This window comes from Xenophilus sp. Marseille-Q4582, from assembly GCF_916700565.1.
GTDB lineage: Bacteria > Pseudomonadota > Gammaproteobacteria > Burkholderiales > Burkholderiaceae_C > Xenophilus.
In genome coordinates this window covers 646956-658693 of sequence record NZ_CAKAKO010000004.1, presented here as the reverse complement: position 1 = coordinate 658693, position 11738 = coordinate 646956, and the positions used below count along the sequence as shown (strand labels likewise).

Sequence of the window (11738 nt, the reverse complement as noted above, 5' to 3'; positions counted from 1 at the left end):
CGACCTCAACCGGTGATGAAAGTCGGCCAGACCTGGAACTGCAGTTTCAGGCCGACGATGAATGCGAGATAGCTGCCCACCGCCAGGACGGTGGCCAGCACCAGCGACAACTTGAGCGAATGCGTGGGCCCGGCGAGGCCGGCGATGATGACCAGCGCATAGATCGCGATGATCAGGCCCATGGCCGGCAGGCCGATGCTCGGCAGGCCGCCCAGCAGCACGCCGAACACGAGGTTGGCGGTGATGATGAAGAACAGCGGCTTCCATGCGATCTTGCCCACCGGTTCACCGTCCACCGTCTCCACGGCCAGCGAGGTGAAGATGACGATGAGGCCCAGAATGGCCAGCAGGATGCCCAGCATCAGGGGAAAGTAGCCCGGACCCATGCGCGCGCCGGTGCCCACGTTGTAGGTGGTCGCGCCCCAGGCGAAACCCGCACCGACCAGCGTGAACATCAGGCCCGCGAAAAAGTCCTTCTGACTTTTGATTTTCACGAACGAACTCCTGAGAAATAGGAACCGGCGGATTCTTGGTCAGCCGCCCGTCAGGATCGATGTGGATTCCACCTAATCGTTACACAGGGTTAACCCTGCGCACGCGGCATCGCGCACCAGGGCGGTGCGTGTGCGCGCTGCGGATGCGCCGCGCGCCTATTCCAGGGGCGGGGTGGCGCTGAACACTTCTTCCAGCGTGGTCAGGCCTTCGGCCACGCGCAGCACGCCGGCCAGGCGCAGGGGGCGCATGCCGTCGCTCACGCCCTGGCGGCGCAGGGCATCGATGCTCGGCGCCTTGTTCAACAGGCCCTTGAAGGCTTCGGACACGGTGAGCAGTTCGTACAGCCCCATGCGCCCGCGGTAGCCGGTCATGCGGCAATCGACGCAGCCCACGGCACGGTAGGCGCTCACGCGGCCGGTGAGGGTCCAGGGCTTGACGGCCTCGGCGAGTGTCTCGTGGGTGACGCTTTCGTCGGGCACCTTGCAGGCCGGGCACAAGGTGCGCACCAGCCGTTGCGCCAGCACGCCCAGCAGCGTGGCGTTGATGAGGTAGGCCGGCACGCCCAGCTCCATCAGGCGCGTGGTGGCGCTGGGCGCGTCGTTGGTGTGCAGCGTGCTGAAGACCAGGTGGCCCGTGAGCGCGGCCTGCACCGCCATCTCGGCCGTGTCCAGGTCGCGGATCTCGCCCACCATGATGATGTCCGGGTCCTGCCGCATCAGCGCGCGCAGGCCTTCGGTGAAGCCGAAGTCCAGCTGCGGCTGCACCTGCGTCTGGTTGAAGGCCGGCTCGATCATCTCGATCGGGTCCTCCACCGTGCTGACGTTCACCTCCTCGGTCGCCACGCGCTTGAGCGTGGAGTACAGCGTCGTCGTCTTGCCCGAGCCCGTGGGGCCGGTGACGAGCACGATGCCGTGCGGCCGCGCGACCAGTTCTTCCCAGCGCTTCGCGTCCTGTGGCGGAAAGCCCAGCGCGTCGAGGTCCTTGACGGCGTTGTCGGGGTCGAAGATGCGCATCACCATCTTCTCGCCAAAGGCCGTGGGCAGCGTGGACAGGCGCATTTCCACCTCGTCCCCGCGCGGATTGCGCGTCTTGATGCGGCCGTCCAGCGGGCGGCGCTTCTCGACCACGTCCATGCGGCCCAGCAGCTTGATGCGCGAGATCATGGCGGCCAGCACGCCCAGCGGCAGCTGGTAGGCCGGATGCAGCACGCCGTCGATGCGAAAGCGCGCCACGCCCTGCTCGCGGCGCGGCTCCAGGTGGATGTCGGAAGCGCGCTGGTCGAAGGCGTACTGCCACAGCCAGTCCACCAGCTGCACCACGCTCTGGTCGTTGGCGTCGAGCTGCTTGTTGCTGCGGCCCAGCTCGACCAGCTGTTCGAAATTGGCCGCGCTGCTGCCCGAGCCCGCCTTCTGCGCCGCGCGCACCGACTTGGCGAGCGCGAAGAACTCGGCCGTGTAGCGCTGGATGTCGCTGGGGTTGGCGACCACGCGGCGCACGCTGCGGCGCGACTGGCGCTCCACCTCGCCCACCCAGTCGGTGAGGAAGGGCTCGGCCGTGGCCACCACCACCTCGGCGTTCGTCACCTGCACCGGCAGCACCTTGTGCCGCTCCGCATAGCCCGCGCTCATGGTCTCCGAGACCTTGGCCACGTCCACCTTGAGCGGATCGATGCGCAGGTAGTCCAGGCCGGCGCGGCGCGCCAGCCATTGCGCCAGCTGTTCCAGGTCCAGCGGCTTGCCGTCCGCTTCCCGCGCCATCGCCACGTTGGCCAGCCGCACCAGCGGCGGCTGACGGCTTTCGACCTGGGCGCAGCGCATCAGCGTGCGTTGCGCCTCGGCAGGCGAGATCACGCCGTCGCGCGCCAGCCATTCGATCAGCACGCGCAGCTGCAGCGGGCCTTCATAGGCCGGGGCGGTGGAGGACGGGGGATTCACGCCCGTCATGGTGCCAGGGATTTGAAGACGCGCAGCCATTTGGGCGCCGGCAGGCCCCAGCGCGCCTGCACGGCCTCGGCCTGGTCGGCCAGCTTGTCGCGCCGGGGGCGCGCCGGCGTGCGCTGCGCCAGCACCACCGTGTTGCCTTCGCGCGTGGGCTTGAAGGCCCACAGGGCCTCGGCGCCGAAGGCCTCGGCGATCTTCTCCAGGCTGCGCTCGTAGCTCGAGGAGCGGCCGAAGAGGTTGACCGTCATGCAGCCGTCCTCGGTCAGCAGCGCCCGGCAATCGGCGTAGAAATCGGCGCTGTCCAGCACCGGGGCCGCGGCCTCATGGTCGTACAGGTCCACCTGCAGGGCATCGACGCTGCCCTGCCATTCGGTCCTGCGTATCTCTTCGGCCGCGTCCGCGATCACGACCCGCAGCTTCCCATCGTCCGCGGGCAGCTTGAACCAGCCGCGGCAGGCCGCCAGCACCTGCGGGTTCAGTTCGATGGCCGTGGTGCGCATGCGCAGGCGCTTGCGGCTGAACTTGGTGAGCGCCGCCGCGCCCAGCCCCAGCTGCATGGCGTGGCGCCGCGCGACCGAGGCCGGCTCCACGAACAGCAGCCAGGCCATCATGCGCTGCACGTACTCGAGGTCGATCTCGTCCGGCGCGTCGAGCCGCATCGAGCCCTGCACCCATTCCGTGCCCAGGTGCAGGTAGCGGCGATCGCCCCAGTCGGAGAAATTGACTTCGGGCAACTCGGCAGGGGCTGCAGCGGCACGGGCCTTGCCGTTCTTGCCCGGTTGACGCGGGGCCGCCATCAGAGCAGCCCCTGTTCGGCCACGACGGCACGCCACGCACCGAGCTTGCGCTCGAAGGTCCAGCTCGCGTTCGCGGGGCTGGTGGAAGGCAACCGGTGCACGGGCACCCCCAGCTGCGCCGTGTGGCGCGCGTGACGGAAGCTCTCGCCGCCGTTGTGCGCCACGGCTTTCAGGCGCGGCAGCTTCAGGCCGGCAATGTCGTTGGGCACGGCGTCGCGGATCGCGCTGTCCAGGCTGCCGCTGCGCGTGCAGCGGGCATACACGTCCCACAGGCCCAGGCCGCGGTCCAGCAGCCAGCGGCAGCGCGCGGCGTAGCCGCCGGGCTGCGAAGCCCCGGGCAGCGGATGCTGCGGCCACAGCGCCTGCAGGATCTTCCAGAACTGGTTCTGCGGATGGGCGTAGTACTGCTGCAGCTGCAGCGAGCGCACGCCCGGGAAGCTGCCCAGGATCAGCAGCACGGTGCCGGGGCCGGCCACGGGCGCGAGGCCCTGAAGCACGCAGGGGCCGCCCTCCGGCGCGGGAGCTGCGGCGGACGCGAGGACGGGGGAAAGGGGCACAGACACGGTCGCCATTGTCGCTGCCGCGCGCTGGCGCAAGGCCAAGACAGAACGCCGCGGCCGGCAGCGAAGCCGGCCGCGGCGCCGGGTCGGGCTGCGGCGACACTCAGGCGTCGCCGTAGCACCCGGCCGTGCAGGGCCTGAAGAGGATCAGGCCTCCCACATCTCGTAGGCCACGCCTTGCTGGGCCAGACCCACCAGATCCACGCGCTGCGCCGTGATCGGCAGCTCGGCAGCGAACGCGAGCACGTCCGCAGCGTCCATGCCCCGCGCCTCGGCAAAGTCAAGGTGCCACTGCAGCTCGTCCGCCGACAGGGCCGCGCCGGTGACATTGGCGGCCACCTGGGCCAGCAGCGCTTCGAGCGACGCGCCGCCGGCGAAATGAGCCGCCACCCCCGCGTCCACCACGGCCTGGGCCGCGCCGGCCAGGCCCAGCGCATCCACCTGGCGAACGGCTTGCGCCACCCAGTCGGCGTTCTCCAGGGCCGCGTCACCGCCGAGCGCCTGCAGCAGCTTCAGCGCGTCGCCGGCCCGGCCTGGCACCAGGTCCAGCGCCACCCTGGCGTCGGCGAACTCGATGCGCTCCACATTCCACAGGTGGTCGAGGGTGCCGCCCTGGCGGGCCTGCACCGTGTAGGAGCCATCGGCCTGGCGCTCGATGACATAGTCGCCGCGCTCGCCCTCGTAGACGAAGGTGTCCAGGCCTTCGCGGCCATCGATCCGCTGGCCATTGGCCACGGCGCTCAGGCGGTCGTCCTGCGCGCTGCCCAGCAGCAGGCCATCGAAGCGCTGGAAAGCCAGCCCCTCGGTGGCCAGTGCTTCGAGGCCGATGCGCGCGGCGGTCTGCGGCAGGCGTGCGGCCCACGCAATGGTGCCCGCCGTGTCCAGCCCCAGGGCCTGCTGCAGCTCGACCATCTGCTGCAGTTCGGCGGTGTCGGGGGCGCGGCCCGTCACATGGGTGTGCAGCAGCGTGAGCAGCGACGCCGAATCCGAGCCGCCGGCCTGCGCCGCGATCACGCCCAGTTCGTCCAGCACGCGCAGGAAGCCGTCCTCGCCCAGCGCGTCCAGGTAGCCCAGCACTTCTCCCACCAGGGCCGGGTCCTTCACGGCCTCGGGTCCGGCCACCACGCCGATCAGGCGGGCCGCCAGCGCGGCCTGGCCGCCGTCCTGCAGATCCAGCGCCACGGCACCGTCGTCGAAGAGCACGCGCTCCACGTCGACCAGCCTGTCGCGGCCGCCGGCATCGCTTTCCAGCAGCCAGCTGCCGTCGGCCTGCCGCGCGATCTGGTGCGCCTCCCGCGCGCCTTCGCTGCGCACCCAGTCCAGGCCCGCGCCGCCGTCGATGCGGTCGTTGCCCGCACCGCCCTGCAGCATCTCCCCGGCATTCGAACCGACGATCTGCTGTCCAGGCGTGGGGGTCGGTGTCGGTGTCGGTGTCGGTGTGGGCGTCGGCGTCGGTGTGGGCGTCGGCGTCGGCGTCGGGGTGGGCGTCGGCGCGCCCAGATTCAGGCCCACGAGGATCGGGTTGTGGTCGCTGGAGCGATAAGCGTCCGGCGCATAGCTGTCCGCGGGCTTGGGAAAGTCGGTGTTGTAGTCCAGCACCACCGGCTCTTGCGCATTGATCGCCCACTTGTACACGCCGGCGACCTGGCCGCTGTCCTGCAAGGCGTCGCTGGCGAACACATGGTCCAGGGAGCCCCACAGGCCGTCGAAGGAATAGGAATAGCCCGTCGAGATCTTCTCGTAGCCGCCCGCCACCAGGTCGCTGACCGTCTTCTCCTGGCTGTAGGCATTGAAGTCCCCCAGCAGCAGGGTGTCGGGATCGGCTTCGCCCGTGGGCTGGGTGCCCAGCCATTCCAGCAGCTGGGCGGCCGCCTTCTCGCGGGCCAGGTAGCTGGCGCCCTGCCCGTCGCCCTGGTCCTGCCCTTGGGCGGCGGTGCCGCTGCTCTTGCTCTTGAAGTGGTTCACCACCACCGTGAACTTCTCGCCGCTGGCCAGCGACTCGAAGGTCTGCGCCACCGGCACGCGATTGCCCAGCTCGTAGAAGGCGTCATACGAAGCATCGGGCGATGCCGTCGTGCCCACCGGCGCGACCTTGTCCTTCTTGTAGATGACCGCCACGGTGATGGCATCGCTGCCGGCGCCGTGGTCGGGCGCACCCACGTAGGTGTAGACGTCGCCGCCGGCCTTCGCGTTGAGCGCCTTGACCAGGGCGTCCAGCGCACTGCCCTCGCCGAAGCCGTTGTTCTGGATCTCCATCAGGCCGATCACGTCGGCATCCAGGCCCAGCAGGCTTTCGACGATCTTGTCCTGCTGGCGCGTGAACTCGGCCGCATTGCTGGCCCCGCGCCCCGCCATGGTGTTGCCGGCCGAGGTGGTGAATTGCGCCGTGCCCAGCGTGTTGAAGTAGTTCAGCACGTTGGCCGAAGCGACCTTGATCTCGGCGTTCTGGATCGCGTCCGGGATGTCGTCCGCCGTCGGGCGCGGTGCCCCGGTGAAAACCGGCGTCTCCACCACGGGCTGGATGCGGTAGGTGGTCTCGTGCGCCGCGGCCTGCGGGTGCGCGTTGCTGGCGCTGCTGGCGTCGGTGTTCGTGGCGCCGAAGAACTGGTCGACGATGCCGACGATCTTGTCGGTGGCGTCGCCGGCACGCAGCGGATTGCTGGCCGACAGCGCTTCGCCGTTGCGGCCCACCAGGCCGGAGACCGGGTTCTGCGCGCCCACGCCGTCGTCCAGGATGATCTGGTCCAGCTTCAGCTGCGCGTTGTGCGCATCGAAGCCCGCCTTGTCCGGCGCGTTCTCTTCCGTGAACAGCTTCTGCAGGTCATCGGAGGTGAGCGTCGCCTGCCCATAGCGGCCGTAGTTGTAGTTGTCGGTGACGACCAGCGAGCCGCCCTCGGTGCCCGAGCTGACTTCCACCAACATGCCTTCCACGGCCTCCCAGGCCAGCATGTCCTGCACGGGCAGCTTGATCTGCACCGGTGCGGGCAGCGCCGTGCCCGTGCTGTCCAGCACCGTGTAGGTGACGGTGCCGCTCAGCTGGGTCTGCCCCTTGTAGTTGCCCACCGTGCCTTCCACGCGCACCTGGTAGCCTGGGGCGCTGGCCGCGACCAGTTCCTTGATCGCCACGTTGTTGCCGAAGTACACGAAGATGCCGTCCGAGGTGTTGGCATTGCCATCGCCTTCGTCCTGCACGTAGAAGCCACTCAGGCCCGGCGCATAGCCGGTGAGCGTGCCCTCGATGATCACCTTCTGGCCATGCATCGCCGAGTTCGCGGCGATGCCGGCCACGTCGGTCACCTCGCCCTGGATCTCACCGATCCGGGTGATGCTCAGGCCGTCGTCGTTGCGGATGGTGCCCGTGGCGCTGCCGCCATGGATGACCGTGCTGCCGGCCGAAGGGGTGCCCAGCGTGACGGTGAAGGTCTCGTCGGTCTCGGTCCGCGTATCCGCCATCCCCTGCACCGTGATCGTGGCCGTCTTCTGGCCGGCCGCGAAGTGCACCGTGCCCGAAGGCAGCGCCCCGCCGAAGTCGGCCGCATCGGCCGCGTGGGTGCCCGAACCCTGGACGCTCCAGTCCACGGTCTCGGCCTGCAGGTCGCTGCCGGCCCGCGTCACGGTGAAGGTGAAGGCCGTGCTGCCCGTGTCGCCCTCGGCCTTGTCGGCATCGGTGGCGGCGATGGAAATCACCGGCGTGGCATGGCTGTCGATCCTGAAGTCGTCCAGGCGCCACGACGAGGAGGTGCTGGCCGTGGTGCCGGACGACTGGTACTGGAACGCGAAATGCACGTTCGTGCCGCTGATCTCCGACAGGTCGATCAGGCCGGAGTCCGTCCAGGCCTGGCTGGCGCGCGGCGATGCGGTGAAGCTCAGTTCCGTCCAGGTGGCCTGCGACGGGTCGCCCGAGCCGCTGTAGTCGGTGGAGTACTTGAGTGTGAGCGGCTGCGCGATGCCCGCGTCGGTGAAGTTGGTCCAGGTGCGGAAGCTCAGGAACTCGACCGCGGTGCCGTTCAGGTTGAAGGCCTTGGAGATCAGCCAGTCGTCGGCCGGCGCCGCGTCGCCGAAGCCGTTGACTTCCGCCGCCTGCTGGCTGGCGCTGAAGTACCACGCGTTCGCGACATCCGGGTCCTTGCTGAACTTCGTGAACTCGGCGAAGCCGGCCGCGTCGTTGAAGGCCTGCGAATAGTTCGGCGCAGCCCCCACGGCAGGCCCCGTGGCGCCGACCACGCCGGGCGAACCCACGCCCACGCTGCTGGCGAAGGCACCGTCCTGGCCGGCCACGGCCGCCTGGTATTTCGGGTCGGTGACGGAGACGCCGTCCCACACCGCGGACACGGTGGCCGTCGCGCCCACCGCCACGCCCGCATGCCCGCTGGCCGTGGCCTGGCCGTCGGCGCGCACCAGCGGCGCGATCACCGTCCCATCGCTGGCCGTGAGGTGGGTGCCGGTGGGCTTGTAGCTGAGCGCGGCAGCCACGCTGCCATGGGCATCGAAGACCACCACGGCATCGCTGCCGCCCAGGCCGGGGTTGCTGCTCACGCCGACGACCTGCACCGACTCCGGCAGGCCGCCCCAGCCGGCGCGAAAGCCCGCCACGTCGGTGCCGACGATGACGATCAGCTTCTCGCCCGCTGCCAGCGTGGTGCCGGCCGGGAAGGACACGGCCGCCGCATCCTTGAAGTTGGCGGAGTCGTCGTCCCACTTCCAGCCCGTCAGGTCGAGGGCGGTCGAACCGTGGTTGTACAGCTCGAAGAAGTCGACGCCTGCGTTGGAGTTGACTTCGGTGATCAGCACGCTGGGCTTGGCCGCCACCCCGGGCGAGCCCACACCCGCGCCGCCGCTCACCGTGGCATGCGCGCCGTTCTGCCCCGCGACCGCCGCGGTGTAGGTGGGTGCGGTGACCGACAGGCCGTCCCACACCATCGAGGCCGTGCCCACGCCGCCCGCCGCCGCTCCCGCATGGGCCGTCGCCGTGATGCCGGCGCCGCCGCTCAGGATGGCCGGCGCCACGCTGACGCCGCCGGCCGTGAAGGTGGCGTTGCCGTAGTTGAGGGCCGCCGCCAGCTGGCCGGCGGGGTTGAGCAGCGCCACGCCGTCGCCGGCGCCCAGGCCCGGGCCGGCCGTGACCACCACGGCGACGCTGCCGTCCAGGCCCCAGGCGGCGCGGAAGGCTTCCGGCGTCAGCGCGTCGTCGCTCACCACCACCAGGCGGCCACCGGGCGGCAGCACCGTGCCATCGGGCAGCGTGGCGGCGTCGGCGGCCTCCTGCTTGCTGTCGTTCCAGGTCCAGCCGCTCAGGTCGATGGCCTCGCTGCCGTGGTTGTAGATCTCGAAGAAGTCGGCCGGGCCCCCGTTCGAGTTGACCTCGGTGATCAGCAGGGTCGCCGGGGCGGCCGAGGCATCGAAGGTCGTGAAATTGAAGGCCGTCGGGCCGGCCAGCCCGGCCCACACGTTGCCGTAGTGATCGGTCACGGCCGCGCCTTCGGTCTCCACGTAATAGCCCGTGTTGCCTTGCAGCGTGACGGACGGATCGATAGTGACCGTGTTGAAGTCGAACTTCACCCGCGCGGTGTCGCCGGCGTCGATGGCCTCCACCAGCCCGCCCTCGCTGTCGCGGAGCACGAAGCGGCCGGCGCCGGCCTTCACGCCTTCGTCGAACTTGAGCACCAGGTGGGCGCCCACGGCCACGTTGCCGGCGTCGTCCGCCGGGCTGGTGGCCTTGAGCGCCGGGCCGCCGGTGCTGTTGTCCACCTCAGCGCCGATCTGCACCCAGTGGCCGACGAACTGCTGCTGGTCGGCGGGCAGGTCCTTGGACACCGCGCTCTTGCCGGGCCACACCGTGTCGCCGTTGTCCTGCAGCAGCTGGACGAAGGTGCCCTGCCCGGTGCTGCGCACGTCGACGAGGGTTTCGAAGCTGCCGCCCGTGCCGTCGCGCAACACGTCCAGGTCCACGTCCAGTTCCTGCGGCGTCTCGCTCACGCCGTCCCAGCGGAACAGGCGGAAGTCATGCGTGACCTCGGCGCTGGCCGAGCCGGACGGGCCGGCCAGGATCAGGTAGCCGCTGCCATCCGCGGCCTGCTCGATGGAGCGGATGCCGCGCCCGCCGAGGTTCAGTTCGTGCACTGCGGCGAAGGTCGGCGTGGCCGTGCCGCCCTCGGCGCCGAACAGCCCGTCCAGGCCCACTTCCACGACCACGGCCTTGTCGCGCGTGCCGGTGGAGGCCTGCGGCGCGCGAAAGCCCAGCAGCAGCCGGCTGCCGTCGGCCGAGGCCGCCAGGCCTTCGATGGAAAAGCCGTTCGTGCCCTCGGGCACCACGCCGCTGGCCGAGGAGGCTGCGAAGCCGAAGTGGTGGGCGCCCAGGCCGTGGCCGTTGGCGGCGTCCCACGCCGCCAGCTGCTGCTCCAGCCCGCCGTGCTTGCCCAGGTAGGTGAACTGCGTATCGGCCCCCGTGCCTTCGATCTGCACGGCGAAGAGGTATTCGCGGCTGTCGTGCTCGGCGCCGCTCTTCTTGTTGCTGTGCGAGCCGGTGAAGTAGTAGGTGTCGCCGATGCGCGTGCCGGCTTCCAGGTCCAGCTCGTCGCCGGCCTGGACATGCGCCTCGAAATTCCATTCCTTCACGGCCGCGCCGCCTTCGCGGTGGTACACGCGCAGCACGTTGGCTTCGTCGTCGCCCACCACCATCCAGTTGGCATCGAGCGCATAGGCCGTCGACGCGTCGGAACTGCCCGAGGCCGTGCCGGCGTTGGGCGTGAAGGTCTGCACGCTGCCCACGTCGCCCGTGTCGCCGAAGTCGATGCGCAGGTCGGTGCGGCTGGCGCCCGCGACGGCGGCCGCGGAGCCGCCCGAGAAGGCCGCGTCCAGGAACGTGACGGAGAGGTTCGCCACGTCATCGGCATTGGCATGTGAACCCGCGGTGCCCACCAGGCGCAGCTCGGCCGTGGTGTCGCCGGTGCGCGTGAGCTGCGCCTGAAGGCCGTCGGGCAGGTTGCCGAAGCTGGCCGCCAGCGCGTCGCCGTTGCTGCCGGCGAAGGTGTCGCCCGCCAAGGTGATGACGATGGGGCTGTCCGGGTCGATGCTGCCGTCGAAGGCGGCGGACTCCTGCAACACGCCGGCATAGCTCAGCGTGGCGGCAGCAGCCGGGGCACTGTCGACGACGATGTCGTCGATGCCCACCCACTCGTCGTTGCCCGCGGCATTCGTGGTGAGGATGCGCACCTGCAGCTGTGCCGCGCCATTGACGGCGGCCGGCAACACGGCGGAAACCGCCGTGACCTGGGTCGCGCTTCCGGCCGCGGTGGCATCCGCGACGTAGGCGGAAGGGACGTTGATGAAGTCTCCGATTTCCCCGATGCGGTATTGGAGCGCCACGGCCTGCACGGCATCGTCGGCGCTGCCATCCAGATCGCGCAGCAGGTAGCTCACGGTGATGTTCTGCCGCCCCGTGGCGTCGAGGTGGATCACCAGGTTCGGTGCGTCCGCCGTGCCCGAACCCTGCAACGCCACCACCGGATTCGCCAGATGGAATTCGGCCACCCCGCCCGTCGAAAAAGTATCGGGATTCGTCTGGTTGGCATTGACGTCCAGCACCATCGAGCCTGCGCTCAGCACGGTCCGGGGATCGGCCCCGGTGGTGGCAACCAGGTCATCGCCACGGTCACCCACGATGGAAGGCACGCGGTCCCAGTTGTCATTGACCGTGATCAGGCCGGTGTCCGACCAGTCCTGGGAGAAAGCGCCCTCGCGCAGCTTGTGATACGTCGTCGACATGAACGGAAGTCCTTGGATCGCAGAGAGCATCGATCGACGCCTGTGCGCAAGACGCGCAGACGCATCGATCCGTGCCCGGAACAGGGAAAGCCGGTCAGCGTAGAAGGCGCTTGTGAAAGGGGCGTGACGCGCAACGCGTGCCGACGCGCCTCAGGGGCGTGCGACCCCGCGCAAAGCGAGAA

The 11738-nt window shown here is 69.8% G+C and carries 5 protein-coding genes; all 5 read right to left on the bottom strand.

Annotated elements, in window-relative coordinates:
* Positions 1 to 5: 5 nt before the first annotated feature.
* On the bottom strand, positions 6 to 494 hold the full coding sequence (locus tag LG388_RS18420) for a tripartite tricarboxylate transporter TctB family protein (protein WP_225784166.1): 489 nt from the start codon (positions 492 to 494) through the stop codon (positions 6 to 8).
* A gap of 156 nt (positions 495 to 650) precedes the next feature.
* Positions 651 to 2438 (bottom strand): GspE/PulE family protein, encoded by a 1788-nt coding sequence (locus LG388_RS18415; RefSeq protein ID WP_225784165.1) that lies wholly within the window; start codon positions 2436 to 2438, stop codon positions 651 to 653.
* Entirely contained in the window at positions 2435 to 3232 is a 798-nt protein-coding gene (locus LG388_RS18410; RefSeq protein ID WP_225784164.1) for a spermidine synthase, read from the bottom strand. Before LG388_RS18410 ends, LG388_RS18415 begins: the two co-directional genes overlap by 4 nt.
* Positions 3232 to 3804, bottom strand: coding sequence for a DNA-deoxyinosine glycosylase (locus LG388_RS18405; protein ID WP_225784163.1), 573 nt, complete (start codon positions 3802 to 3804; stop codon positions 3232 to 3234). The genes LG388_RS18410 and LG388_RS18405 overlap by 1 nt, the downstream gene beginning before the upstream one ends.
* Before the next feature lie 135 nt (positions 3805 to 3939).
* Positions 3940 to 11556: an ExeM/NucH family extracellular endonuclease gene (locus LG388_RS18400; protein WP_225784162.1), complete on the bottom strand. Its 7617-nt coding sequence runs from the start codon at positions 11554 to 11556 to the stop codon at positions 3940 to 3942.
* Positions 11557 to 11738 lie beyond the last annotated feature (182 nt).